Origin of the sequence: Microbacterium sp. HD4P20 (assembly GCF_019449275.2) — a bacterium.
GTDB lineage: Bacteria > Actinomycetota > Actinomycetes > Actinomycetales > Microbacteriaceae > Microbacterium.
This window is the reverse complement of record NZ_JAHZQZ020000014.1, coordinates 280,286-305,472: the sequence shown is the minus strand read 5'-3', so window position 1 is coordinate 305,472 and position 25,187 is coordinate 280,286. Positions and strand designations below refer to the sequence as shown.

The 25,187-nt window shown below is 68.5% G+C and carries 24 protein-coding genes and 1 tRNA gene; 4 read left to right on the top strand and 21 right to left on the bottom strand.

Features of this window, described 5'->3' with window-relative positions:
* Positions 1–42 precede the first annotated feature (42 nt).
* From K0817_RS09710 to recO, 9 genes are all read right to left on the bottom strand, one after another.
* A tRNA-Asn gene (locus tag K0817_RS09710) sits at positions 43–115 on the bottom strand.
* A 74-nt stretch (positions 116–189) separates the two neighbouring features.
* Complete coding sequence (locus tag K0817_RS09705) at positions 190–975, bottom strand: ATP-binding cassette domain-containing protein (RefSeq protein WP_219981252.1); 786 nt, start codon at positions 973–975, stop codon at positions 190–192.
* A gap of 62 nt (positions 976–1,037) precedes the next feature.
* Complete coding sequence (gene dnaG, locus K0817_RS09700) at positions 1,038–2,888, bottom strand: DNA primase (protein WP_219981251.1); 1,851 nt, start codon at positions 2,886–2,888, stop codon at positions 1,038–1,040.
* A complete protein-coding gene (locus K0817_RS09695) occupies positions 2,888–4,252 on the bottom strand; it encodes a deoxyguanosinetriphosphate triphosphohydrolase (RefSeq protein WP_219981611.1) in 1,365 nt (454 codons plus the stop codon). The genes dnaG and K0817_RS09695 overlap by 1 nt, the downstream gene beginning before the upstream one ends.
* Complete coding sequence (gene dusB / locus K0817_RS09690; RefSeq protein WP_219981250.1) at positions 4,242–5,408, bottom strand: tRNA dihydrouridine synthase DusB; 1,167 nt, start codon at positions 5,406–5,408, stop codon at positions 4,242–4,244. The genes K0817_RS09695 and dusB overlap by 11 nt, the downstream gene beginning before the upstream one ends.
* Before the next feature lie 138 nt (positions 5,409–5,546).
* Positions 5,547–6,227 carry a DsbA family protein gene (locus K0817_RS09685; protein WP_219981249.1) on the bottom strand — a complete coding sequence of 227 codons (681 nt, stop codon included), beginning with the start codon at positions 6,225–6,227 and terminating at the stop codon, positions 5,547–5,549.
* A gap of 57 nt (positions 6,228–6,284) precedes the next feature.
* Entirely contained in the window at positions 6,285–7,679 is a 1,395-nt protein-coding gene (locus tag K0817_RS09680) for a glutamate decarboxylase (RefSeq protein WP_219981248.1), read from the bottom strand.
* Between the two features lie 138 nt (positions 7,680–7,817).
* Entirely contained in the window at positions 7,818–8,630 is an 813-nt protein-coding gene (locus tag K0817_RS09675) for an isoprenyl transferase (RefSeq protein WP_219981247.1), read from the bottom strand.
* The gene (recO, locus tag K0817_RS09670; protein WP_219981246.1) at positions 8,627–9,367 is read right to left on the bottom strand and encodes a DNA repair protein RecO; all 741 of its coding nucleotides are present in this window, start codon (positions 9,365–9,367) and stop codon (positions 8,627–8,629) included. Before recO ends, K0817_RS09675 begins: the two co-directional genes overlap by 4 nt.
* Before the next feature lie 123 nt (positions 9,368–9,490).
* On the opposite strand from recO, the gene K0817_RS09665 reads away from it, so the two are divergent.
* From K0817_RS09665 to K0817_RS09655, 3 genes are read left to right on the top strand one after another with little or no spacing between them, the layout of a single operon-like run.
* Positions 9,491–9,958 (top strand): MarR family winged helix-turn-helix transcriptional regulator, encoded by a 468-nt coding sequence (locus K0817_RS09665; protein ID WP_219981245.1) that lies wholly within the window; start codon positions 9,491–9,493, stop codon positions 9,956–9,958.
* Between the two features lie 5 nt (positions 9,959–9,963).
* Positions 9,964–10,581, top strand: coding sequence for a hypothetical protein (locus K0817_RS09660; protein WP_374209539.1), 618 nt, complete (start codon positions 9,964–9,966; stop codon positions 10,579–10,581).
* 37 nt (positions 10,582–10,618) lie between these two features.
* Positions 10,619–11,305 carry a TRIC cation channel family protein gene (locus K0817_RS09655; RefSeq protein ID WP_219981243.1) on the top strand — a complete coding sequence of 229 codons (687 nt, stop codon included), beginning with the start codon at positions 10,619–10,621 and terminating at the stop codon, positions 11,303–11,305.
* 55 nt (positions 11,306–11,360) lie between these two features.
* Here the strand turns inward: K0817_RS09655 and leuA are convergent, their stop codons facing one another.
* The 12 genes from leuA to lepA all read right to left on the bottom strand — a co-directional run bounded on the left by leuA (position 11,361) and on the right by lepA (position 24,280).
* Entirely contained in the window at positions 11,361–13,121 is a 1,761-nt protein-coding gene (gene leuA, locus K0817_RS09650) for a 2-isopropylmalate synthase (protein ID WP_219981242.1), read from the bottom strand.
* A gap of 154 nt (positions 13,122–13,275) precedes the next feature.
* Entirely contained in the window at positions 13,276–14,178 is a 903-nt protein-coding gene (gene era, locus K0817_RS09645; RefSeq protein WP_374209545.1) for a GTPase Era, read from the bottom strand.
* Between the two features lie 20 nt (positions 14,179–14,198).
* Complete coding sequence (locus tag K0817_RS09640; RefSeq protein WP_219981240.1) at positions 14,199–15,551, bottom strand: hemolysin family protein; 1,353 nt, start codon at positions 15,549–15,551, stop codon at positions 14,199–14,201.
* Entirely contained in the window at positions 15,548–16,018 is a 471-nt protein-coding gene (gene ybeY / locus K0817_RS09635) for an rRNA maturation RNase YbeY (protein WP_219981239.1), read from the bottom strand. The genes K0817_RS09640 and ybeY overlap by 4 nt, the downstream gene beginning before the upstream one ends.
* Positions 16,015–17,040, bottom strand: coding sequence for a PhoH family protein (locus K0817_RS09630; RefSeq protein WP_253735339.1), 1,026 nt, complete (start codon positions 17,038–17,040; stop codon positions 16,015–16,017). The genes ybeY and K0817_RS09630 overlap by 4 nt, the downstream gene beginning before the upstream one ends.
* Positions 17,041–17,098: 58 nt before the next feature.
* A complete protein-coding gene (locus K0817_RS09625) occupies positions 17,099–17,446 on the bottom strand; it encodes an HIT domain-containing protein (RefSeq protein ID WP_219981237.1) in 348 nt (115 codons plus the stop codon).
* Between the two features lie 53 nt (positions 17,447–17,499).
* Positions 17,500–18,231, bottom strand: coding sequence for a 16S rRNA (uracil(1498)-N(3))-methyltransferase (locus K0817_RS09620; protein ID WP_219981236.1), 732 nt, complete (start codon positions 18,229–18,231; stop codon positions 17,500–17,502).
* Positions 18,232–18,234: 3 nt separating this feature from the next.
* The gene (dnaJ, locus tag K0817_RS09615) at positions 18,235–19,344 is read right to left on the bottom strand and encodes a molecular chaperone DnaJ (protein WP_219981235.1); all 1,110 of its coding nucleotides are present in this window, start codon (positions 19,342–19,344) and stop codon (positions 18,235–18,237) included.
* A 51-nt stretch (positions 19,345–19,395) separates the two neighbouring features.
* Positions 19,396–20,436: a heat-inducible transcriptional repressor HrcA gene (hrcA, locus tag K0817_RS09610; RefSeq protein ID WP_219981234.1), complete on the bottom strand. Its 1,041-nt coding sequence runs from the start codon at positions 20,434–20,436 to the stop codon at positions 19,396–19,398.
* Between the two features lie 110 nt (positions 20,437–20,546).
* Positions 20,547–21,764 carry a radical SAM family heme chaperone HemW gene (gene hemW, locus K0817_RS09605; RefSeq protein ID WP_219981233.1) on the bottom strand — a complete coding sequence of 406 codons (1,218 nt, stop codon included), beginning with the start codon at positions 21,762–21,764 and terminating at the stop codon, positions 20,547–20,549.
* Between the two features lie 5 nt (positions 21,765–21,769).
* Positions 21,770–22,420 carry a DUF1990 family protein gene (locus K0817_RS09600; protein ID WP_219981232.1) on the bottom strand — a complete coding sequence of 217 codons (651 nt, stop codon included), beginning with the start codon at positions 22,418–22,420 and terminating at the stop codon, positions 21,770–21,772.
* Positions 22,421–22,429: 9 nt separating this feature from the next.
* Positions 22,430–24,280, bottom strand: a complete 1,851-nt coding sequence (gene lepA, locus K0817_RS09595; RefSeq protein WP_219981231.1) for a translation elongation factor 4 — start codon at positions 24,278–24,280, stop codon at positions 22,430–22,432.
* A 143-nt stretch (positions 24,281–24,423) separates the two neighbouring features.
* Here lepA and K0817_RS09590 point away from each other — a divergent pair, with 143 nt between their 5' ends.
* The gene (locus K0817_RS09590; RefSeq protein WP_219981230.1) at positions 24,424–25,185 is read left to right on the top strand and encodes an alpha/beta fold hydrolase; all 762 of its coding nucleotides are present in this window, start codon (positions 24,424–24,426) and stop codon (positions 25,183–25,185) included.
* Positions 25,186–25,187: the final 2 nt, after the last annotated feature.

Sequence of the window (25,187 nt, the reverse complement as noted above, 5' to 3'; positions counted from 1 at the left end):
GGAATGAAGGAAGGCCCCGAGGGTGGAGCCTCGAGGCCTTCGCTCCCCCACTTGGACTCGAACCAAGAACCTATCGGTTAACAGCCGATTGCTCTGCCAATTGAGCTATGGAGGAATGGCCCGCGCCGCGGCGCGGGCAACCAGTCCATGTTAGCAAAGCTCGCAGGGTGGTCGTGACACCGGGCGGGGTCAGCTGACCAGGCGCCGGTCTGCTTCTGCGCTGGGAGTCCACAACAGGTCGCGCGTGCCGTGACCGAACGCCACGGCATGACCGCCTCGCAGCACCAGCACGTCGGCATCGAGCTCTCGCACCACCTCAGGCTCGTTCGTGACGACCAGCATCGCCATCCCGAGTTCATGCCGGCGGCGTACCAGCGCCTCTCTGGCGGCCTTGCGGACTTCGACGTCCAGGTTCGAGAACGGCTCGTCGGCGATGAGGACGCGGGGCTGCAGGACGAGGGCTCGAGCGAGGGCGACCCGCTGCCGCATCCCCGCGCTCAGCTCGTAGGGATACTTCGCCGCTGCGCCGAGCGGAAGCAGCATCTCGTCGAGAAGAGTCGCCACGCGCACCGCGAGTGCGCGTGGGTTGACGCGCTTGTCGCGGCTCGTGATCGGCTCGCCGATCACGTCCCCGACGGTGAGTCGAGCGGGAAGCCGTGCCCCGGCGGACTGCGGGAGGTAGCCCGCGTAGTAGGTGAGCTGGCGATGGGCGCGCCCGGGGTTTCGCACGGGGATGCCCTCGACCTCGGCCGAGCCGCCCGCCACACTCAGGCCGGGCTCGCCGGCACCGGCCAGCACCGCGGCCAGCGAGGACTTACCCGCCCCGGTCGGACCCATGAGCGCCAGCGTGCCTCCATGCGGAAGGTCGAACGACACGCCGTCGACCACACGCTGACCGACCCCGCCCCGTCCGGATCGCGCGAGGGAGAGATCCACGCACCGGACGGCGACTTCGGCTTCTCGACGTCGAGGCATGAATTCATCCTGCCGTGCCGCATGGTGTGTGCGCCAGCCGGCACGTCGGCGCGGGGCCTGTTTCAGAAGCCATCGGCCAGAGCCTGGCGCTCCGCGTCGATCTCACGCAGGCGAAGCCGAACGCGCCGTCCCTCGTCAGAAGCCGCCGACACGCGCTGGATCGCGCCGAGCAGCTCGCTCTTCTCACTCTCGAGGCCGCGCATGATCAGCCTGCGCACGAGGTCGTGCGCGGATGCGACCGCCTCGTCGTCGTGAAGGGCGGGGAAATCCCCGGCGAGGAGCTCGGCCGCCAAAGACCGATACGGCTCGCGCACCGTCGCGACGGCATCGACGGCCCAGCCGGGGCGCTGTCGATCGGGAGCGCTCTGGGTCGCGACGCGGACCGCGTCCAGTGCCGGATGCCGGAACGGCAGGTCGAGCGCGCGCGCGACGAGTGTGTCGTCCATCCGGTGGCCGAACTGCATGACCCCCATCAGTGCGTCCCTCTCGAGTCCGACCTCGGGGCTGCGCGGGAGCGTCGCGAGAGAGACGCGCATCGCGACCTCATCCGCCGGCGCGCGCGACGGCCCGGCGGCGCCTGCGGCATCCGCGCGGGCGCTGCGCCCGACGCGGCCGACCTCGCGCCGGACCGCCTCGGTGTCCATGCCCAAGCGACGAGCAAGAACCCGCACGTACTCCGGCTGCAGCAACGGATCTCGCAGCTCGGCGACGACGGGTGCGGCGGCGCGCAGCGCGCCCACGCGTCCTTCGACACTGGCGAGATCGTAACCGGATACACGCTGGTCGAGGACGAACTCGACCATCGGCACCTTGGCATCCATCAATGCGCGTACGGCGCCGTCTCCCCTGGTGAGGCGGAGATCGCACGGGTCCAGGCCCTCGGGTCCCGTCGCGACGTAGGTCTGGGCGTTGAACCTCTTGGCGTCGGCGAAGGCGCGCAGCGCCGCCTTCTGACCCGCGGCATCCGGGTCGAACGTGAAGACGACCTCACCGGCGGTGGAATCGTCGCCCATCACGCGTCGCAGCACCGTGATGTGATCCGACCCGAAGGCCGTGCCGCATGTCGCGATCGCGGTGGTGATACCCGCAAGATGGCAGGCCATGACGTCGGTATAGCCTTCGACCACCACGACCCGGTGCTCGCGGGAGATGTCGCGCTTGGCCAGATCGAGACCGTAGAGGACCTGGGCCTTCTTGTAGATGGTGGTCTCGGGGGTGTTGAGGTATTTGGGCCCGTTGTCGTCGTCGTACAGGCGGCGGGCGCCGAAGCCGATCACTTGACCCGTGACGTCGCGGATCGGCCACACGACCCGCCCGCGGAACCGGTCGTACACGCCTCGCTGCCCTTGCGACACCAGTCCGGCGGCGCTCTGTTCCTCATCGCTGAACCCGAGCCGGCGCAGCGCGCCGTGCATGTTGGACCACCCCTTGGGGGCGTAGCCCACCCCGAAGTGCGCGGCCGCGCCGGCGTCGAACCCGCGTTGTCCGAGAAAGCTGCGGGCCGCGTCGGCTTCCGGTGTGGCCAGCTGGGACCGGAAGTACTCCGCCGCCGCCGCGTTGGTCGCATACAGCCGGGAGCGGCCCGCGGTCTCGGGGGCTGCGCCGCCGTCTTCGTAGTGAAGCGTGTACCCGAGCCGTCCGGCGAGGCGCTCGACGGCCTCGGTGAACGTGACGTGGTCCATCGCCCGCAGGAACGAGTACACATCGCCGGACTCGCCGCACCCGAAGCAGTGATAGAAGCCGGCCTGCGGGCGCACGTTGAAGCTCGGGCTGCGCTCGTCGTGGAAGGGGCACAAGCCCTTGAGCGACCCGACCCCCGCCGACTTGAGGGCGACGCGCTCTCCGATGATGTCGGCGATGTTGGTCCGCGATTTGACCTCGTCGACGTCGGCCTGCCGGATGCGCCCTGCCATCAGCGGCCTTCGAGTCGCACGGTCGATGCGGAGTGGCGCTCGTCGACGGCGGGCCGCGCCCCCGGGGCCCACACCCCGAGCGACGCCGCGTCGATGGGCCCGACCAGTGCACCGTGCCACGCGATCGCGAGCTGATCGGTCAGGCTCGCCACCTGGTCGACGATCACGCGGCGGCGCGCGCGGTCCGTGTCGGCCAGCGCGAGATCCTGGGAGTGGAGCCGGTCCAAGGCCTCGGGATGCTCCCACAGTGCCGTCGCGAGGCGCTTGAGAACCCGCCGCTGCTCCTTGTAGAGGTCCTTGCGCCCCTCGATGGACACCACCACAGCGCCGATGATGCCTTTGAGCACCGCCATCTCGGCCTCGACCACCCGCGGCACCACGAGGTGCCCGCGGTATCGGGTGAGGACCGTGGTCGCGTAGGCCTCGCGGGTCGCCGTGGTCGCCGCGCGGGCGAATCGGCCGATCAGGTCCGACGTGAGGTTCTTCAGCCGCGCCAGCGAGGCGCGGGTGCCGTCGAATGCGTCGATCCACTCCGGCATCCGCATGAGCCGGTACAGCGCGTCCTCGAGTTCATCACGCGCGAAGTCGAACCCGACCCACGACTGGATCGCGCTGAGCAGCGCCTGATGCTCGGCGGGGTCGGCGAGCCGAGCCGGATCGAGATAGCCGTTCACGACGGCGTCCTCGAAGTCGTGCACGGAGTAGGCGATGTCGTCCGAGAGGTCCATCACCTCGGCTTCGATGCACCGCACTCGCCCCGGCGCGTCCGACCGCAGCCACGCGAAGACGTCCTCGTCCTCCGGATAGACGCCGAACTTCAGGCGCCCGCCCGGATCGGGGAGCGGGTGATCGGCCGTCCACGGGTACTTGCATGAGGCGTCGAGGCTCGCGCGTGTGAGGTTCAACCCGAAGCTTCGGCCGTCGGCGTCCACCACCTTAGGCTCGAGTCGTGTCAGGATGCGCAGCGTCTGCGCGTTCCCCTCGAATCCGCCGAAGTCCTCGGCCCACTCATTGAGAGCGCGCTCGCCGTTGTGCCCGAACGGCGGGTGTCCGAGGTCGTGACTCAGGCACGCCGTGTCGACGACATCGGCGGCCAGGCGCAACGACGTCGCGAGCTCTCGACCCACCTGGGCCACCTCGAGGGAATGCGTGAGGCGGTTGCGGGCGAAGTCGGCGGGGCTGGCGGGGCTCAGCACCTGGGTCTTGGCAGCAAGGCGGCGGAGCGCGGCCGAGTGCAGCACGCGGGCCCGATCCCGCGCGAAGTCGTCGCGCTGGGACCGGTGCTGTTCGGCGTGGAAGCGAGCGGCGTCAGCGTCGTCGTAGCCCGCCGGGCGCTCAGCGGCGCCCAGGGCGTCAGCCGCCACTGTGGTCGAGTTCCGCGTCGGCGAGGGCACAGGACTCCTCCGTGGCAAGATCCCGGGAATCCAGCCAGCGGTCCGGAAGCGCGGGCCGTTTCGGCGTTCCGGCGCGGCCTCGCTGACCTTCGGCGGCCGCACCCGGATAGGGGGCGTCGAGGTCGAGCGTCGCGAGCAGATCGTCGATCTCGGTGAGGCTCGACACGGTTGCCAGCGCCGCGCGCGCTTCGCCTCCCACCGGGTAGCCCTTCAGATACCAGGCGACGTGCTTGCGGATGTCACGGCAGCCACGTGTCTCGTCCTCGAAGAAGTCCACGAGGAGCTCGGCGTGACGGCGGAACGCAGCCGCGACGAATCCCAGTGTCGCGTCGACGGGCGCCGAGGGGGCTGCGCCGGGCCGCCCGAGCGATCGGGCGAGGTCGCCGAAGAGCCACGGCCGGCCGAGGCATCCGCGTCCGACCACCACGCCGTCGCACCCGGTCTCGGCCATCATGCGCATGGCGTCCTCGGCCGACCAGATGTCGCCGTTGCCCAGCACCGGGATGCTCGTCACGGTCTCTTTGAGCTTCGCGATGGCCGACCAGTCCGCTGTGCCCGAATAGAACTCCGCCGCTGTCCGGGCATGCAGCGCGACCGACGCCACGCCCGCGTCCTCGGCGATCCGCCCGGCGTCCAGGTAGGTCAGGTGGTCGGAATCGATGCCCTTGCGCATCTTGATCGTCAGCGGGATGTCGCCGGCGGCACGGGCCGCCCGGGTGACGATCTCGCGGAACAAGCCGATCTTCCAGGGCAGTGCGGCTCCCCCGCCCTTGCGGGTGACCTTGGGGACGGGGCATCCGAAGTTCAGATCGATGTGGTCGGCCCGATCCTCCTCGACCAGCAGACGCACCGCGGCCTCGGTCGTGGCGGGGTCCACGCCGTAGAGCTGGATCGAGCGAGGCGTCTCGGACTCGTGGTGCGTGATGAGGCGCATGGTGGTCGCGTTGCGCTCGACCAGTGCCCTCGTCGTGATCATCTCGCTGACGTACAGGCCGGCACCGTACTCGCGGCACAAGCGACGGAAGGCGGTGTTGGTGATACCCGCCATCGGCGCGAGCACGACGGGCGCGTCGAGTTCGATGGGCCCGATGCGCAGGGGGCGCGCGGGGGCGATGGCAATGGTCACTGTCCCATTCTCTTATAGCAATCCGACCCGCGGCTGAATGCCGGGGCCCAGCTTGGGGATTATGACCCAGCTGAAGCCCGACGACCCCGCCATCGCCGGGGTCATCGAGGCGGGCCTCCCCGCTGAGTCCGGGCCCCGTCAGCCCTCGACGACGGCGGGCTCTCGCCGCTCCTGCCACACCTGCCGAGCGATCTGCGCGAAAGCATCCGCGGGTTGAGCACCCGAGACGCCATACTTGCCGTCGATCACGAAGAACGGCACGCCGCTGATCCCGTACGCCTGCGCCTGGGCCTGATCAGCGCGCACCGCGTCGAGGTATCGCCCGCTGCGCAGGGCGTCGCGGGCGGCTTCCGCCTCGAGGCCGGCATCCGTCGCCAGAGCCACCAGCTCGTCCTCGCGGCCGAGGTGGCGGCCCTCGGTGAAGTACGCCGACATCAGCCGCTCGGCGAGCTCGTGCTGGCGGCCGTTCTCCTTGGCGAAGTGCAGGAGCTCATGTGCCTTGACCGTGTTCGTGTGCTGCAGCAGGTCGAATCGGTACTCCAGCCCCACCTCGGCGGCGACGCCCGTGACGCGCTCCAGCATCTGCTGAACCTGCTCCCGCGGCATGCCCTTGTGCTTCGAGAGGAAGTCCAGTTCGTCGCCCTCGAAGTCCACGGGTGTGTCGGGTGAGAGCTCGAACGAGTGGAAGGTCACCTCGACGTTGGGGGCATCCTCGTCGGCGGCTGCTGCGGCCAGCCCCTTTTCCAGGTTGCGCTTGCCGATATAGCACCAGGGGCACGCGATGTCGCTCCACACGTCGATCTTGATGGCATCCGTCATACCGGACTCAACAGCGGGCGCGGTGCGGTCTATTCCGTCGAAGGCATGCCGCGTGCGTCAGTGATGAAAGCTCCCGGCTTCTTCCTCTGACATGGGGGTGACGATCGGATGCCGGTCGAAGTGGGCGATCGCTGCGCGGTAGTCGTCCATCAGGAGCGACGCCTCGTCCGGGTTGAAGCCCTGGCGCACCAGGATGCGCTGGACCGCGAGGTCCTGACGATGGGCGGGCAGCGTATAGGCGGGCACCTGCCACCCACGCGTGCGGAGGCGGTCCGCGATGTCGAACAGGGTGAATCCGTGGTCCTGGTCTTCGCGCAGCTTCCACGAGACGGCGGGGATCCCGTGCTCGGGCCGGCCGTCGTTGATGATCTCGAATGGCCCGAGTCCGGCGATCTGCTCGCCCAGGTGGGTAGCGGTGTCGTAAGCGGCCTGCTGCACCTTGCGGTATCCCTCGCGACCCAGTCGCAGGAAGTTGTAGTACTGCGCAACGACCTGGCCCGCCGGGCGTGAGAAGTTCAGCGCGAACGTGGGCATGCTGCCGCCCAGGTAGTTCACGTTGAACACGAGATCATCCGGCAGCTCCGCGGCATCCCGCCAGATGATCCAGCCGACACCGAGCGGCGCCAGCCCGAACTTGTGGCCCGAGCTGTTGACGGACTTCACGCGATGCAGGCGGAAGTCCCACACGATGTCGGGTGTCACGAACGGCGCGAGGAAGCCGCCGCTGGCCGCGTCGACGTGGATGGGCACGTCCAGTCCCGTGTCCGCGGCGAGAGCGTCGAGCGCCTCACTGACGGCCTTGACCGGCTCATATGCACCGGTGAAGGTGACGCCGAGAGTCGGGACGACGCCGATCGTGTTCTCGTCGACGCGGGCGATCACTTCGTCGGGGGTCATCAGCAAGCGGTCGCCGTCCATTGGAATCTCACGCAGCTCGACGTCCCAGTAGCGCGCGAACTTGTGCCAGCAGACCTGCACCGGCCCGGTGATCAGGTTGGGCCGGTCGGTCGGCTTGTTCGCCGCGCGCCGCCGCGCGCGCCAGTTCCACAGCAGCGCCATTCCCCCGAGCATGGCCGCTTCGCTGGAACCCGTCGTGGAGGTCCCCACGGTGTTCTCGGCGTCCGGCGCATTCCATAGGTCGGCGAGTATGTGAACGCATCGCTCCTCGATGACCGCCGTCTGCGGATACTCATCGCGATCGATCATGTTCTTGTCGAGCGTCTCGGACATGAGCCTCCTGACCTCGGGCTCGAGCCAGGTCTGACAGAAGGTCGCGAGGTTCTGACGTGAGTTGCCGTCCAGCATGAGTTCGTCGGCCACCGCCTCGTAGGCGTGCCGCGGGAGATGCTCGTCGTCGGGTATGCGGTACTTGGGCATGGAGGCCGACAGGTCGGTGGACGTGTAGACGCCGTCGAGCACTTCATCCCGGATGGATTCCCGCTTGTGCAGCATGTGTTCCTCCTGATCGGCCGGCTGCGGCCGGTGCACGACCGTCTCACGCCGCTCGTCGATGGGGACGAGCCGCTGCAACCGGCATACCAGGTGCGCCGGCCCGGCGCCATCACTCGGAGTGGGTGAGGACGCCCCGGATCAACCGGCCGGCGAATCAGGCACGTCCACGGCACCGCCGAATCGCCGCTCCCGACCGAGGTACAGATCGATTCCGTGCCACAGGTCTTCGCGGGTGAAGTCCGGCCACAGGGTGTCGAGGAAGACGAACTCGGCATACGCCGACTCCCACAGCAGGAAGTTCGAAGTGCGCTGCTCTCCGCTCGAGCGGATGAACAGATCGACGTCAGGCATCCCCGGCTGGTAGAGCCGTCGCTGGATCAGCTTCTCCGACACCGCCGAGGGCTTCAGCCGCCCCGCCGCGACGTCGTCTGCGATCGAGCGCATCGCGTCGACGAGCTCGATCCGTCCGCCGTAGTTGACGCACATCGTCAGCGTGAGCACACCGTTGCCCGCCGTCAGCCGTTCGGCGTACTGCAGTTCCTTGATGACCGAGCCCCACAGGCGTGGCTTGCGGCCGGCCCACTGGATGCGCACACCCCACTCGTTGAGCTGATCGCGTCGCCTGTGGAGCACGTCGCGGTTGTACCCCATGAGGAAGCGGACCTCGTCGGGCGAGCGCGACCAGTTCTCCGTAGAGAAGGCGTACACCGAGAGGTGCCTGACGCCCGCCTGGATCGCACCGGCGACGACGTCCAGGAGCGCGGCCTCGCCGGCCTTGTGGCCCTCGATGCGGGTCAGGCCCCGCCGGTTGGCCCAGCGGCCGTTTCCGTCCATCACCAGGGCGACGTGCTCGGGTACGGTGCCCTTCGCGTATGCGGGCGGGTACACGCCCGTCCAGTCCAGCGGGCGGTAGGGCACGGCATCGCGATGCGTGTAGGGCTTCGGACTCACCGGGCGCCTTCCTGTGGTGCGGAGACATGGGACAGCGAACGGATGCCGCGCTCGAGGTGCCACTGGGCGTAGGCGGCGATCAGCCCCGATGCCGCCGCCGAGGATCCCGCTGAGGCGGCGTCCACCTGCTCCCACTCCCCCGCCATGAGCGACTGGAGGAGCCCGACCGTGGCGCGGTCGACGCGCGCCGCCCCGGTGGGTGCGCAGTCGCCGCACACGACCCCGCCCTGCTGAGCGACGAACGTGTCGTGCGGTCCGGGGCGCCCGCAGCGGGCACACTCACCGAGACCCGGTGCCCACCCGGACAGAGCCATCGCGCGAAGCAGGTAGGAATCCAGCACGCTTCGTGACGCGTGCTCACCGCGCGCGAGCGCGCGCAGTCCCCCGACCAGAAGCAGGTACTGCTGGGGTGTGGCCTCGGCCTCGTTGAGACGGTCGGCGGTCTCGACCATCGCGTGAGCCGTGGTGTACCGGTCGTAGTGCGCCGCGATGTCGGCACCGTATGAGCCGAGCGACTCGGCCTGTTGGATGATGTCCAGCGACCTCCCCTGGTACAGCTGCACATCAGCCACCATGAACGGCTCCAGCCGCGATCCGAAGCGGGAGGATGTGCGCCGCACGCCCTTCGCAACGGCACGCAGTTTGCCGTGCCGGCGGCTGAGCATGGTCACGATCCTGTCGGCTTCACCCAGCTTGTGGGTGCGCAGGACCACGACTTCATCGCGGTAGGTGGGCACTCGTCAATTATCTCCGGAGGCGGCCGAAGGCGGCGGTCCGCCGCGGTCTCGGTTTGACGCACGGCCGGCTGTCCGCGCGGGCCCTTTTGCGGCTCCAGAGATACATTATGTATTCTATTCACTATGTCAGGCACGCAGATTCTGGATACGCTCCTCGCGATCTCGCAGCTGCTCGAAGCGGATCAGGCGAGCGAGCTGGAGCGGCGCGGCCTGACGACCTCCCGCACGCACCTGCTGTGGGTGCTTCATCACAGCGGGCCTTCAACCCAGGTCCAGCTGGCCGAAGCCATCGGCGTCACCCCGCGCAACGTCACCGCCCTCGTGGATGCCCTGGACGCCACCGGTTTCGCGCGGCGCGAACCGCACCCGACCGACCGGCGCGCGGTTCTCGTGACCCTCACCGAACGGGGCCGGTCGATCATGGAGACCATGGACGCTGAGCACACCGCTCTCGGCGGCGACCTCGTCGCCGGGCTCGACGACGAGGACCTGCAGGTCACCTCCCGCGCGCTGCAGCACATCCTCGATCGGCTTCAGTCCCTGATCGCCGAGCACGCCGCTCGCCAGGCCGAGCGGAGCGACGTCGGATGAGCGTCGTGACCGAGAAGGCACCCGGCCGCGTCACGCGGATCGCCCGCGCCGCGTGGCGCGCGGAGGTCGGCGTGTGGCAGAGCCTCTATCGCTGGCTGTTCCGCCGCCCGCGCGTGCCGACGGGGGCGAGCGCCTTCGCGTACCACTCCCCCATCATGACGATCCTCGTCATCTTCATCGTGCTCTCGGCCGTCGAGATTCCGATCGTGGATCTCATCGTCCACCAATGGCCGTGGGTGAGGATCCCTCTCCTCGCTCTGGGAATCTGGGGCGTCACCTGGATGCTGGGCCTCTTGCTCGGCTACCTCACACGGCCGCACGCAGTGGGACCTGACGGCATCCGTGCCCGCCTGGGCACCGACCTCGACATCGACATGCCATGGGAGGCGGTCGCCTCGGTCGAGCGATCACGCGACGTCACTGAGAAGGCACCCAAGATCCGCGATGAGGCGCACGGGCGCACGCTGGCGATCCGCATCGCCGACGAGACCAACATCCTCGTGATGCTCGAGCACCCCGTCATCACGCAGGTTTCCGGCGAACCGGCCGAGCTCGACGCCGTCCGGCTGTGGGTGGACGATCCGGACGGCTTCATGTCTGCAGTGCGGACTCACATCCCCTGATCCCGCGTCCTGCGACTCCTGCGACGACAATGGAACGGTGGACGAGCCGCTCTTCGTGATCCCGCTGTGGGCCGACCTCATCGCCGTGGGCCTCGGCGGCATCCAGGGAGCCCTGTTCGCGTCGGGCTTCCGTGGCGAACGGCGCCTGGATCTGCTCGGCGTCGCGATCATCGGCGTCGTCATGGGCATGGGCGGCGGGCTCATCCGCGACCTGCTGCTCAACGTGGCACCCACCACGCTCCAGAGCAATTGGTACCTCTTGACGGCGACGGGAGCGGCTCTTCTAGGGATGCTGCTGGCGGGACTCTTTCAGAGACTCAATGCCGTGATCGTCGGTCTCGACGCGCTCGTGATCGGGCTGTTCGGGGCCTTCGGCACCAGCAAGGCGCTCGTGCTCGGCCTGCCCCTCGTGCCGGCGGTGTTCGTCGGGGTGTGCGCCGCCGTCGGCGGCGGCATCCTGCGCGACGTGATCATGGGTCTTCCGGTGGCGATCATGCATGTCGGCTCTCTCTACGCCGTCGCGGCGGGAGCCGGCTGTCTCGTCCTGGCCGGCTCATACGAGCTTGGAGCGGATGTCGTGGTGGCAGCCGTCATCGGCATCGCCGTGACCGCGGTCATCCGGCTGCTTGCGGTGATCTTCGACATCTCGCTCCCCGAGCAGCGAGCGCTGTACCGGCGCAAGGTCGCGGTCGAGACGTCGACGATCCCCATCGTCAAGAGCTGACGGTCGAGGGGAGGAAGTCCCCTCGACCGTCAGCCCGCTCCCTTCGTGTGTGGAGTCAGACGCCGGCGAGGGCTCCGGAATGCTCGCGGGTGCGGATCGCACGATTCACACCCGACACGATCGCCTTGAGCGATGCCGTGGAAATGTCGCCGTCGATGCCGACGCCCCACAGGCGTTCGCCATCGACCTGCAGCTCGACGTACGCCGCCGCTTGCGCGTCACCGCCGGCACTCAGCGCGTGCTCGACATAGTCGTAGAGCGTGACGTCGAAGCCCTGAGCACGCACCACCTCGAGGAAGGCGGCGACCGGACCGTTGCCGTGCCCGGATGCGTCATAGCTGGTGTCGCCGTCGCGCAGTGTGACATCCAGCGAAACGTCTCCGGACATATCGCTGCGCGTGCTGGTGGCCAGCAGCTCGAACCGCCCCCACCGATCGTGGGCGACGGTGGTCGGCAGGTACTCGTCGGTGAAGATCGCCCAGATCTGGTCGCTCGTCACCTCGCCGCCTTCGGCGTCCGTCTTGGCCTGCACGACGCCCGAGAACTCGATCTGGAGTCGCCGCGGCAGATCCAGCGCATGATCCGACTTCAGCAGATACGCCACGCCGCCCTTGCCGGATTGCGAGTTCACCCGGATCACGGCCTCATACGAGCGGCCCAGGTCCTTGGGGTCGATGGGCAGGTAGGGCACCGCCCACTCGATGTCATCGACGGTTACGCCGGCGGCCGCCGCACGTGCCTCCATCGCCTCGAAGCCCTTCTTGATGGCGTCCTGGTGGGAGCCGCTGAAGGCGGTGAAGACGAGGTCACCCGCCCACGGACTCCGTTCGGGCACCGGCAGCTGGTTGCAGTACTCGACGGTGCGCTTGACCTGGTCGATGTCGCCGAAGTCGATCTGCGGGTCGATGCCCTGGGTCAGAAGATTTACGCCCAATGCGACCAGGTCGACGTTTCCGGTGCGCTCTCCGTTGCCGAACAGGCATCCTTCGATGCGGTCGGCGCCGGCCATGTAGCCCAGCTCGGCCGCCGCGACCGCGGTGCCGCGGTCGTTGTGCGGGTGGAGCGAGAGGATGACGTTCTCTCGGTGGTTCAGGTGTCGTGACATCCACTCGATCGAGTCGGCGTAGACGTTGGGGGTGGCCATCTCGACGGTGGCGGGCAGGTTGATGATCACCTTGCGGTCGGTCGAGGGCTCGAAGACGTCGAGCACCTGGTTGCACACGTCCACGGCGAACTCGAGCTCCGTGCCGGTGTAGCTCTCGGGCGAGTACTCGTAGAACACCTTCGTCTCGGGAATGCGCTTCTCGAACTGCCGGCACAGCCGGGCACCGTCCACGGCGATGTCGATGATGCCCTGGCGGTCGGTGCGGAACACGACCTCCCGCTGCAGCACGCTCGTGGAGTTGTACAGGTGGACGATCGCCTGCTTCGCTCCCGCGATCGACTCGTAGGTGCGCTCGATGAGATGTTCGCGCGCCTGCGTCAGCACCTGGATGGTGACATCGTCGGGGATGAGGCCCTCTTCGATCAGCTGGCGTACGAAGTCGAAGTCCGTCTGGCTGGCCGAGGGGAAGCCGACCTCGATCTCTTTGTAGCCCATGCTCACGAGCAGCTGGAACATGACGCGTTTGCGCTCCGGGCTCATCGGATCGATGAGCGCCTGGTTGCCGTCACGCAGGTCGACGGCGCACCAGCGCGGTGCGTGCGTGATCCGCCGGGACGGCCACGTGCGGTCGGGCAGATCCACACGGATCTGCTCGTGGAACGGCCGATACTTGTGGATCGGCATGCCCGAAGGCCTCTGGGTGTTCTCCATGGTGTCGCTTCTTCCTCGTCTTATGAGCGGGCCCACCACGAAGCTCCGCGACGAGAAGGGCCCTAGATCGAGGCCTCGTCGCGGCAGCTAAGAAGAAGCGAGCGTGCACGCATGGCTTCAGGCTACACCCGTGCAGCCGAGTGTGCATCTCGGTCTAGAACCCGAGACGGCCCAGCTGCTTAGGGTCGCGCTGCCATTCCTTCGCCACGCGAACGTGCAGCTTCAGGAACACGCGGGTGCCCACGAGGGGCTCGATCTGCGCGCGAGCACGGGCTCCGACGTCCCGCAGCCGGGAGCCTTTGTGCCCGATGATGATCGCCTTCTGGCTGTCGCGCTCCACGACGATGTTCGCGTAGATGTCGGTCATGCTGCCGGTCTCGCGTTGGGACATGTCCTCGATCGTCACGGCGATCGAGTGCGGCAGCTCGTCCCGCACGCCCTCCAGCGCGGCCTCCCGGATGATCTCGGCGATGCGGTCCTCGGTGGACTCGTCGGTCACGACGTCCTCGGGATACAGCGCTGGTCCCGTCGGCATGAGCGACAGCAACTCGTCGGTGAGCACGTCCAGCTGGTCGCGGGTGAGTGCCGACAGCGGGATGACGGCCGCCCAGTCCTCGCGCAGCTGGTCCACCTCGAGGAGTCGCTCGGTGATCTGCTCGCGGGAAGCGGCATCCGTCTTCGTCACGATCGCGACCTTCTTGGCGCGACGGTATCCGTCCAGCGATTGCGCGATGCGGCGATCGCCCGGGCCCACCTTCTCCGTGGCGGGGACACAGAAGCCGATGACGTCCACATCGCCGAGCACCTGCTCGACGAGGTTGTTGAGCCGCTCCCCGAGCAGAGTGCGCGGCTTGTGAAGCCCTGGTGTGTCGACGATCACGAGCTGGCCTGCCGGCCGGTTCAGGATGCCGCGAATCGCGCGCCGCGTGGTCTGCGGCTTGTCACTGGTGATAGCGACCTTCTCGCCGACCAGCGCATTCGTGAGGGTCGACTTTCCGACGTTCGGCCTGCCCACGAAGGTGACGAAGCCCGAGCGCCCCGTGGGCTGCTCCTCCATCGCGGGGGTGTGCGGTTCGTTCATGGGCTCTCCCCCTTCTTGGGAGTGCGCACCTCGCCGGTGCGGACTCCGACGGTGCGGATCTCGCCGGTCCGCGGGAACCGCCCTGTCTCTGGCCGCGCTTCGCCGCGTTCGACGAAGACCGTCGAGATGCCGCGGCCTCGACCGCGAGATGCGCCCCCGGTGAGCACCAGCCCGGCGTACTCGGCCGTCGCGCCCGGCTGCGGCACACGGCCCAGGGCCTTCCCGAGCAAGCCGCCGATCGAGTCGACGTCCTCGTCTTCGAGCTCGATGCCGAACAGGTCCCCGACCTCGTCGAGGCCCATGCGGGCGCTCACCCGGAAGTGTCCGGGTTCGAGCTCGGTCACCTCGTCGCCGCGAGGGTCGTACTCGTCGGAGATCTCGCCGACGAGCTCTTCGATGAGGTCCTCGAGCGTGACCAGACCGGACACGCCACCGTACTCGTCGACGACCAGGCACACGTGAACCGCGTCCCGCTTCATCTGCTGCAGCAACGTCTCGGCCTTCATCGACTCCGGCACGAAGACCGCCGGCCGCGCGATGCGGCTGATGGGCGCGTCGCGCCAGCCCGCCTCATCGCGGAAGCCGAACTGCACGAGATCCTTGAGGTACAGCACGCCCACCACGTCATCGGCGTCGTCATCGACAATCGGCACGCGCGAGATGCCCCTGTCGAGGAAGGTCGACATGGCCTCGCGTGTCGAGGCCGAGGCATCCACGGTGACCATATCGGTGCGCGGGACCATGACGGCCCTTACGAACGTGTCGGTGAAGTCGAACACCGAGTGGATCAGTTCGCGGTCGTCCTGCTCGATGAGCTCGTTCTCGGCCGCCTCGTCGATGATGCTCAGCAGCTGCTCCTCGGAGGCGAACGACGAACCGCGTGACGCGCCGGGGGTGATCCGCGTACCCAAGGCGACCAGCCCGTGTGCGAGCGGACCGAGGAAGATGCGAACGCCCCGGATCACGGGCGCAGCCCCACGCAGCAGGCCCTTGGCGTGCAGGCGTCCGACGGTGCGGGGGCTGGCGCCCACGACGACGTACGAGACACCGGTCATCAGCAGCGCCGCAGCCAGCATCGCCCACCAGATGTTGTCGAACAGCAGCATGAAGGCGACGGTCACCAGCACGGCGGCGGTCGTCTCGGCGAGTACGCGGATGAAGATCACGGCATTGGCGTGCGCCTCCGGGTCCGCAGCGATGCGCTGCAGGGACCGCGCATTGCGCCCCTCGGCGCCGAGCTCTGCCAGGTCGGCGCGCGAGGTCACCCCGAGAGCGGCGTCGATCGCGACCATCAGGGCGCCGAATGCGAGGAGGAGCGCCGCGCCGACCAGCAGGAGTGCTTCGGTCATGCGCGGGGTCGTCGCCGTTCTGCCGCGTGAAAGGATGCGATGAGCTCGCGCTGGAGCCCGAACATCTCGCGCTCCTCCTCGGGCTCGCCGTGATCGAACCCGAGCAGGTGAAGCAGACCGTGCGTGGTCAGCAGGATCAGCTCGTCGAGGGTGCTGTGCTTCGCGGCGACGGCCTGTGCCTCAGCCACCTGCGGGCACAGCACGATGTCGCCGAGCAGGCCCGCCGGAGCGGGCGCATCCTCTGTTCCGGGCCTCAGCTCGTCCATCGGGAAGCTCAGGACGTCGGTGGGACCGGGCTCGTCCATCCACTGCACGTGCAGTGCTTCCATCGCGCCCTCGTCCACGAGCAGGATGGCCACGTCCGCTTCGGGGCTGACGTGCAGCTCGGCGAGGTTGTGCTCCATGAGCCGCAGGAGCACGGTCTCGTCCACCTCAACGCCGGATTCGTTGCCGATCTCGATGGTCATGAGCGCCCTCGCTTGGGATTGTGATCGCGCGGGCCCGCGGGACGCGTGGCGCGCCGTTCGGCGCGGTTAGCGAACTCGGATGCCTCGTCCCGCTCACGCCGCGAGGCCAGGCGACGCTCGTCGTACTGGCTGTAGGCGTCGACGATGCGCCCGACGAGCGTGTGGCGCACGACGTCATCGCTGGTCAGATAGGCGAAGTGGATGTCGTCGATCGTGTCGAGCACGCGCGTCACCAGGCGGAGTCCGGATGCCCCCTGCGGCAGGTCGATCTGCGTGATGTCACCGGTCACGACCATGCGCGTGCCGAACCCGAGACGCGTCAGGAACATCTTCATCTGCTCGGGCGTGGTGTTCTGCGCCTCGTCGAGCACGACGAAGGAGTCGTTGAGTGTTCGCCCGCGCATGTAGGCGAGCGGGGCGACCTCGATGGTGCCCGTGGCCATCAGCTTGGGCACGAGCTCGGGGTCCATCATCTCGTTGAGCGCGTCGTACAGCGGCCGCAGATACGGGTCGATCTTGTCGGTCAGGGTGCCGGGCAGGAAGCCGAGCCGCTCTCCCGCCTCGACGGCTGGACGCGTGAGGATGATGCGGCTGACCTCTTTGCGCTGCAGCGCCTGGACAGCCTTGGCCATCGCGAGGTAGGTCTTGCCGGTGCCGGCGGGGCCGATGCCGAAGACGATCGTGTTCTCTTCGATCGCGTCGACGTACGCCTTCTGCCCGAGGGTCTTGGGCCGGATGACTTTGCCGCGCGACGACAGGATCGCCTCGCCGAGCACCTCGGACGGGCGGGGTCCGCCCTCGTTGCGGAGGATCCGATTGGACGAGGTCACATCGTCCTCTCCCAGCGCGTGACCGGCCTTGGTCATCGCCAGGAGTTCGTCCACGAGCGACCGGGCGGCCGCGACGGCGGTGGCATCCCCGGTCAGCGTGATCTCGTTTCCGCGGACATGGACATCGACGTCCGGATGCTCCTTCTCGACGACGCGCAGCAGCCGGTCCTGGGGGCCGAGCAGCTGCACCATCGCAACACCATCGGCATAGATCCGCTCGACAGCGCCGTCACGCTCGGTCGTGGGTTCCTCAGGCACCAAGGCTCTCTTCCTGGAGTCCTCCCGCGAGCACATGGGCGTGCACGTGGAAGACGGTCTGGCCCGCGTTCGGGCCGGTGTTGAAGATCAATCGAAAATCGCCGTCGGCGTGTTCGGCGGCGAGGGTGTTCGCCAGACCCACCAGTTCGGCGAGGAGGTCGGGATCGCCCGCGGCGAGCTCGACGACGTTCCGGTACTGCTCGCTCTTCGGGATCACCAGCAGATGGACGGGCGCTTTGGGCGCGATGTCGCGGATCGCGAACGCGTTCTCGGTCTCGGCGATGATCTCGGACGGAATCTCTCCGCCCAGGATGCGCGTGAAGATCGAGGGTTCGCTCATGGGCCCAGTCTATCGGCGGAGCATCCGAACCGGTCGCCATGGCCGCACGGTGCTCACCACCGGCCGAGCGCCGTGCTCACCACCGCCAGCGCCGCGGGACCGGCGGTGGAGGTGCGCAGCACGGTGTCGCCCAAGCGGACGAGCCGGCCGCCACCGGTGACCAGTGCCTCCAGCTCCTCGGGTGCGATGCCGCCCTCGGGCCCGACCACGAGCACGATGTCGCCGTCGTCGGGGAGTCCGATAGCAGACAGCGCAACCGACGCGGACGGCTCGAGGACCAGGACGACGGATGCCGCGGCCCGCGCTGCGATGTCCTTCGTGGTGTGCAGCGGGGCGATGTCGGGCACCCACGCGCGGTGCGCCTGCTTCGCGGCTTCGCGCACGATGCCTGCCCACCGCTGACGGGCCTTCTGCTCCTTGCTCACGTCCCAGCGCGAGACGCTGCGCGCCGCCTGCCACGGGATGATCTGGTCGACGCCGAGCTCTGTCGCCGCTTGCACGGCCAGTTCGTCGCGGTCGCCCTTCGCGAGCGCCTGGGCGAGCACGAGTCGTGGCCGCACGGGTGGGATGTCGTCGCGCGACGTGACCCGCACGACGACTTCGCGCGCCGCGGCGGACTCCACGACGCCCGACAGCCACGTGCCGCGCCCGTCTCCGACGGTCACCTGCTCCCCCGCGCGGACACGACGCACTGCCGCGGCGTGGTGTGCTTCGGCGCCCGTGAGCGCCACGGCGTCGCCAGGCTGCGCGGCCGCGGCCTCTTCGACGAGGAAGTGCAGCGGCATCCGTCAGCTGTTTCGGAAGCGATCGCGCAGCTTGGCGAAGAGGCCCTGATGGAACTCGGCGAGCTTGGGCGCGGGGGCCTTGGTGCGTTTGGCGAAGTCTTCGATGAGCGCGCGCTCCTTCGCGTCGAGACGGGTGGGGGTCACGACGTGCACCCCGACGCGCAGATCTCCCCGCTGGGTGCCGCGCAGAGGCGTGATGCCCCGCCCCTTGATCGTCAGGATGTCGCCGGCCTGGACCCCCGGGCGCACCTCGAGGTCGACCGGACCGTCGATGGACTGGATCGTGGTCGTCGTCCCCAGGATCGCGTCGGGCATCGAGACCTCGAGGGTCGCCAGGATGTCGTCGCCGTCGCGGCTGAAGACCTCGTGCGGCGCCACGGTGACCTCGATGTACAGGTCGCCGTTCGGGCCGCCCGCCGGACCGACCTCGCCTGAGCCGGGCAGCTGCAGTCGCAGACCAGTCTCGACGCCGGCGGGGATGTCGAGCGACACCGTGCGGCGGGCGCGGACCCGGCCTTGGCCCTGGCAGGTCGCGCAGGGGTAGGGGATGGTCGTGCCGTAGCCCTGGCACACGTTGCAGGGCTGATTCGTGATGACGTTGCCCAGGAGACTCCGCACCTGACGCTGCACGTGTCCGGTGCCGTGACAGATGTCGCACGTGACGGGAGTCGTGCCGGGCTGGCAGCACGAGCCCTGGCAGGTCTCGCACAGCACCGCGGTGTCGACGTCGATGTCGCGGTGCACGCCGAAGACGACGTCGCCGAGCTCGAGGGTGACCCGTACGAGCGCATCCTGCCCGCGCTCGCGGCGCGAACGCGGGCGTCCGCCGCGGGATCCGCCACCGGCGCCGAAGAAGGTCTCGAAGATGTCGTTGAAACCGCCGAACCCGCCGGCCCCGCCGAAGGGCGTGTCGCCGCCCATGTCGTACCGTGTCCGCTGCTCCGGGTCGCTCAGCACGTCGTAGGCGTGTGTCACGAGCTTGAACCGCTCGGATGCGTCGTCACCGGGGTTCACATCCGGGTGCAGCTCGCGAGCGAGCCGCCGGTAGGCCTTCTTGATCTCGTCCGGAGTGGCGTCTCGCGAGACGCCGAGGACCTCGTAGTGGTCAGCCACTTTCGCCTTCCTGCCGCGGCACCGCCGCGGGATCGTGTGTACGCGTCCGCGTCAGCGGCTGCTCTCGTCTTCTTCGAGCATCCGCGTGAGATAGCGTGCGACGGCTCGTACCGCCGCAAGATTGGTGGGGTAGTCCATCCGTGTGGGGCCCATGACCCCCACGCGAGCCCGCGAGCCCGTCGCGTCGTAATCACTGGCGAGGACGGATGCCTCGGCCAGTCCGAACGGCTCGTTCTCGCGGCCGATGCTCGCCGAGAGTCCGTGCTCGTCGGTGACCATCTCGCCCATGAGCCGCAGCAGCGTCACCTGCTCCTCGATGGCCTCCAGGAGCGGATAGATGCTGCCGCGGAAGTCCGCTTCGCTTCGGGCGAGGTTGGCGCTGCCGGCCATCACGAGCTTGTCTTGACGGAATTCCTCGAGCTCTTCGGCGACGGCCTTCACGATCTCATCGGTCGCGGCCTCTCGCGCGGGCGGCTCGGGTGTCGCCGCGGCGAGCCGGTCGGCGATCCGCTGCAGGCCCTCGCGGACCGGGCGGCCGACGAGCAGGGTGCCCAGTTCGGCGCGCATCCGCCCGAGATCGGCGTCGTCGAACTCGGCGCGCACGAACGTCAGCCGTTGTGACACGCGACCGGTGTCGGTGACGACGATCACCAGCATCCGTCCGCCGCCCAGCTGCACAAGCTCGACGTGGGTGACCGTCGCGCGGGCGAAGGAGGGGTACTGCACGATGGCGACCTGACCGGTCAGTCGCGTGAGCGCGCGCACCGATCGCGCCAGCACGTCGTCGAGGTCGCCGGATCCGTCCAGGAAGGCGGCGATGGCAGATCGCTGCGCGGAGCTGAGCGGCCGCAGCTGTGCGAGATGGTCGACGAAGACGCGATAGCCCTTGTCGGTCGGCACGCGGCCAGACGAGGTGTGCGGAGCTGCGATGAGCTCCTCATCCTCGAGCAGCGCCATGTCGTTGCGGATGGTGGCGGCGGAGACGCCGAAGGCGTGTCGCTCGACGATCGTCTTGCTGCCCACCGGCTCGCGCGTGTCGACGTAGTCCTGGACGATCGCGCGCAGCACCTCGAGTCCGCGTTCGCTGACCATCCCGCCTCCTCACGCTGCTTGGGCGCCGGGTGTGGAGATCACACCTCTGGCACTCGCATGACTGGAGTGCCAATTCTACCGGATGAGCGACAACGATCCCCGAAGGCGCGTCAATCGGTGAGCGCTCGCACGACCGCATCCGCCAGGAGCCGCCCGCGTCGTGTCAGTACGACGCGTCCCGCCAGCGCCGACGGTGCGTCGACGAGTCCATCGGCGATGAGCGCGGCGGCCTGCCCGCGCGCACGCTCCGAGAGGTCTGCGAAGGCAAGGCCCTCGCGGATGCGCGTGCGCAGCAGCACCCGCTCGAGCGTCCGGGCCGCGGCATCCGTCACCTCCCTCGCCGCAGCGGGGAACTCCCCCGCCGCCAGCCGCTGCGCATAGGCCGCCGGATGCTTCACGTTCCAGAAGCGCACGCCGCCGATGTGGCTGTGGGCACCGGGCCCGAAGCCCCACCAGTCGGCGCCGGTCCAGTACGCGAGATTGTGCCGGGAGCGATGAGCGGCCCCGCGCGCCCAGTTCGAGACCTCGTACCATTCGAAGCCCGCGACTGTCAGCTGTTCGTCGGCGAGCTCGTACATGTCCGCCTGCAGGTCGTCGTCGGGTGCGGGCAGCTCGCCTCGGCGGATCTGCCGCGCGAGCTTCGTGCCGTCCTCGATGATGAGCGCGTACGCCGAGAGATGGTCCGGCTCGAGGTCCATCGCGACCTCGAGGGATCGGCGCCAATCGTCGAGCGACTCCCCCGGTGCGCCGTAGATGAGGTCCACGCTGACGTCGAGTCCCTCGGCCCGTGCGGCCGACACCGCGGCGCGGACGCTCTCGGGACGATGGGTTCGGTCAAGGGTCGCCAGCACGTGGGGTACGGCCGACTGCATCCCGATCGACATGCGGGTGACACCGGATACCGCCAGCTGCGCCGCCACGTCCGCCGAGACGGTGTCGGGATTGGCCTCGACCGTGACCTCGGCGTCGTCGGCGACGCCCATCCCCGCCCGGACCCCGTCCAGCATGCGGGCAAGGTCGCCCGGCGGGAGCAGGGTGGGCGTCCCACCGCCGAAGAAGATCGTCCCGGCCCCGCGGCGGCCGCCCGCGCGGTCGAGCAGGCCGGCAGCCAGCTCGATCTCGCGCAACACCGTGTCGGCGTATTCGTCCTGACGGGTGCCGCGCAGTTCGGTCGCGGTGTACGTGTTGAAGTCGCAGTAGCCGCAGCGGACGCGGCAGAAGGGGACGTGCAGATAGACGCTGAAGTCGCCGTTCGGATCGACCCGCAGCTCAGGGGGAAGCGGCCCGTCGATCGGCACCGGCTCGCCGAGGGGAAGCGCGGAGCCCATCGGGCTCAGGCCGGTGTCGCGTAGAGCGGTGAGATCGCCCGCAGGTAGCGGGTGAACAGCTCGCGGCGGCGACGTCGCGTCAGCGCCGGGAGCAGACGGTAGAGCATCGCGCGGGGCGCGTCGAAAGCCCGCACCGTGAACCACACCTCGTCGTTGTCATACCAGTCCAGCATGAAGGACTCCTCGCCGCTGACGACCGAGTCGCCCACGGTTCCGAGGGCGAACCCCACGCGTCGCGGCTCCTCGACGGCGAAGATGACCCTGAGCTCGGCATCCGCCCGCAGCCCCTTGACGCGACCCGCGACCCTGATCGTGGTACCGGCGCCGACGTACGGGGTGCCGTCGCTGTCGTAACGCAGGTCGGACTCGGAGCGCGCCGGCGCGATCGGATGGCCCTCCGCGTCGAAGCTCACACCGGAGTACATCGGTCCCGACGCCGGGCGCACGTCCGTCAGCGCGAGACCGGCGCCTCGTTGTGCCGTCCACGACAGCAGCGCATCGCCGGCGGCGTGGAAGCGCGCCTCGCCGCTGCCGATGCGCCACGACTCCTCGGCCGGCAGGCTCCGCTCCGGCGGGTAGTGCATCAGATCCGGCGCCTGGGTAGCCCCGACGGCGGCGTAGTCGACGGTGTCGTCCCGGAATGTCCCTCGACGCATCTCACCAGCCTACTTCGCGGTCTTCCCCTCGACGTCTCCCGACAGCGCGGCGATGAACGCCTCCTGGGGAACTTCGACCCTGCCGACCATCTTCATGCGCTTCTTGCCCTCTTTCTGCTTCTCGAGCAGCTTGCGCTTGCGGCTGATGTCACCGCCGTAGCACTTGGCGAGCACGTCCTTGCGCATGGCGCGGATCGATTCGCGCGCGATGATGCGCGCTCCGATCGCTGCCTGAATCGGCACCTCGAACTGCTGACGCGGGATCAGCTTGCGCAGTCGCTCGGTCATCATCGTGCCGTAGGCGTACGCCTTGTCTCGGTGCACGATCGAGGAGAACGCATCGACCTTGTCGCCCTGCAGGAGGATGTCGACCTTCACGAGGTCGGCAGCCTGCTGGCCGCTGGGCTCGTAATCAAGGCTCGCGTAGCCCTGCGTGCGCGACTTCAGCTGATCGAAGAAATCGAAGACGATCTCGCCGAGAGGCATGTTGTAGCGCAGCTCCACCCGCTCCTCGCTGAAGTACTCCATGCCCAGCAGGGTTCCGCGGCGGGACTGGCACAGCTCCATCACCGTGCCGACATAGTCCTTGGGGAGCAGGATCGCGGCCTTCACCATCGGCTCGGACACCGACGCCACACGACCGTCGGGGTACTCGCTGGGGTTGGTCACCGTGACAGTGTCACCGGTGTCTGTGGTCACCTCGTAGACCACGGACGGAGCCGTCGTGATGAGGTCGAGATCGAACTCTCGCGCCAGTCGCTCTGTCACGATCTCGAGGTGCAGCAGCCCCAGGAAGCCGCAGCGGAAGCCGAAGCCGAGCGCGACCGAGGTCTCGGGTTCGTATTGAAGTGCCGCGTCCGACAGCTTGAGCTTGTCGAGGGCCTCGCGCAGCTCGCCGTAGTCGCTGCCGTCGATCGGGTAGATGCCCGAGAACACCATGGGCTTGGGGTCGGTGTACCCGGGCAGCGCGTCCTTGGCGGGCTTGCGGAGCGTCGTGATGGTGTCACCGACCTTGGACTGGCGCACGTCCTTCACGCCGGTGATGAGGTACCCCACTTCGCCGACGCCGAGCCCGAGACTCGGGGTGGGCTCGGGGCTCGAGACGCCGATCTCGAGCAACTCGTGGGTCGCCGTCGTCGACATCATCTGAATCCGCTCGCGCGGCGAGAGCTTGCCGTCGATCATCCGCACGTAGGTGATCACTCCGCGGTACGAGTCATACACCGAATCGAAGATCATCGCCCGGGCCGGGGCATCCGGGTCGCCCTTGGGCGCGGGGATCTCGTGCACCAGTCGGTCCAGGAGCTCCTCGACCCCCTGGCCCGTCTTGCCGCTCACGCGCAGCACGTCGTCGGGATCGCCGCCGATGAGGTTGGCCAGTTCCCTGGCGAATCGATCCGGGTCGGCGGCGGGCAGGTCGATCTTGTTGAGGACCGGAATGATGTGCAGATCGTTCTCGAGGGCGAGATACAGGTTCGCCAGCGTCTGAGCCTCGATCCCCTGCGCTGCGTCGACGAGCAGGATCGCGCCCTCGCAGGCGGCGAGCGACCTGCTCACCTCGTAGGTGAAGTCCACGTGCCCGGGCGTGTCGATCATGTTGAGTGCGAACGTGGAACCCTCGGCAAGCCAGGGCATCCGGACGGCCTGCGACTTGATCGTGATGCCGCGCTCGCGCTCGATGTCCATGCGGTCCAGATACTGCGCGCGCATATCGCGGTCCGAGACCACGCCGGTGATCTGCAGCATGCGGTCGGCCAGCGTGGACTTGCCGTGGTCGATATGGGCGATGATGCAGAAGTTGCGGATCAGCTCAGGAGGGGTTGCGGACGGCTCGAGAGACTTCAGGGCGCGCGGTGACATGTCCAGACGATTCTACGGGTGCAGGTCCCCGCTCCCGCTCCGCTCGCGGCTACGCCACGGCGACGCCTTTCGGGCTGAGCCCTCGGGCAGCGATCTGCGGCATGCCGCCCCGCGAGGTCACGGCGCCCGGCTACCCTGAGACGGTGGTCGTTCAGGTCGTGCTCGTGCACGGGATCCGGACGTCCGCGACGATGTGGCGTTCGCAGGTCGCCCACCTGGAGCGACGCGGCATACCGGTCAACGCCCTCGACCTTCCCGGACATGGCGCGCGGATGGCCGAGACTTTCACTCTCGAAGGGGCCTTCGCGACGATCGACGGTGCGGTGAGGGATGCCGCTGCCCGAGGACCGGTGTTGCTCGTGGGCCATTCGATGGGTGGTCTGCTCAGCGTCGAGTACGTCGGGCGGGAGGATCCTCCTCCCGTCGCCGGATTCATCGCGGCATCGTGCACGGGGATCCCGCGGGGGCTTGGCCTGGCGACCTACCGTCTGCTCGCGCGCGGTTTCGACTCACTGCCCGATCGCGGCATGTGGTTCACGAATCGGATGCTCGCTCGCACGCTCCCGCCCGAGACGCGCGAGGACTTCGGCGCCGGCGGCTACGCCTTCGACACCCAGGACGCGGCGCTGCGCAGTCTGTCGGTGCTCGATCTGCTCGCGGCCCTGCGCAGGATCGAGGTGCCGTTGTGGTTCATCAATGGTCAGTACGACCAGCTGCGGGTCAATGAGCGACTCTTCGTCAGCGTCGCTCAGCACGCTGAACTCATCGTCGTGCCGCGCACCAGCCACCTGGTGAGCGCGATGCGTCCGACGGTGTTCAACGCGCTCCTCGATGTGGCGATCGCCACCATCGAGCGAGACACCACGTCGGGAGGGCTCCCGGCACGGCCCGCGTCCGATACCTGATA

Coding starts and splice junctions, on each gene's coding strand:
- K0817_RS09705 (WP_219981252.1), bottom strand. CDS start 975: ATGCCTCGACGTCGAGAAGCCGAAGTCGCCGTCCGGTGCGTGGATCTC.
- dnaG (WP_219981251.1), bottom strand. CDS start 2,888: ATGGCAGGGCGCATCCGGCAGGCCGACGTCGACGAGGTCAAATCGCGG.
- K0817_RS09685 (WP_219981249.1), bottom strand. CDS start 6,227: ATGACGGATGCCATCAAGATCGACGTGTGGAGCGACATCGCGTGCCCC.
- K0817_RS09680 (WP_219981248.1), bottom strand. CDS start 7,679: ATGCTGCACAAGCGGGAATCCATCCGGGATGAAGTGCTCGACGGCGTC.
- K0817_RS09665 (WP_219981245.1), top strand. CDS start 9,491: ATGTCAGGCACGCAGATTCTGGATACGCTCCTCGCGATCTCGCAGCTG.
- leuA (WP_219981242.1), bottom strand. CDS start 13,121: ATGGAGAACACCCAGAGGCCTTCGGGCATGCCGATCCACAAGTATCGG.
- era (WP_374209545.1), bottom strand. CDS start 14,178: ATGGAGGAGCAGCCCACGGGGCGCTCGGGCTTCGTCACCTTCGTGGGC.
- K0817_RS09640 (WP_219981240.1), bottom strand. CDS start 15,551: ATGACCGAAGCACTCCTGCTGGTCGGCGCGGCGCTCCTCCTCGCATTC.
- ybeY (WP_219981239.1), bottom strand. CDS start 16,018: ATGACCATCGAGATCGGCAACGAATCCGGCGTTGAGGTGGACGAGACC.
- K0817_RS09630 (WP_253735339.1), bottom strand. CDS start 17,040: ATGGTGCAGCTGCTCGGCCCCCAGGACCGGCTGCTGCGCGTCGTCGAG.
- K0817_RS09625 (WP_219981237.1), bottom strand. CDS start 17,446: ATGAGCGAACCCTCGATCTTCACGCGCATCCTGGGCGGAGAGATTCCG.
- K0817_RS09620 (WP_219981236.1), bottom strand. CDS start 18,231: ATGCCGCTGCACTTCCTCGTCGAAGAGGCCGCGGCCGCGCAGCCTGGC.
- hrcA (WP_219981234.1), bottom strand. CDS start 20,436: ATGGTCAGCGAACGCGGACTCGAGGTGCTGCGCGCGATCGTCCAGGAC.
- hemW (WP_219981233.1), bottom strand. CDS start 21,764: ATGGGCTCCGCGCTTCCCCTCGGCGAGCCGGTGCCGATCGACGGGCCG.
- K0817_RS09600 (WP_219981232.1), bottom strand. CDS start 22,420: ATGCGTCGAGGGACATTCCGGGACGACACCGTCGACTACGCCGCCGTC.
- lepA (WP_219981231.1), bottom strand. CDS start 24,280: ATGTCACCGCGCGCCCTGAAGTCTCTCGAGCCGTCCGCAACCCCTCCT.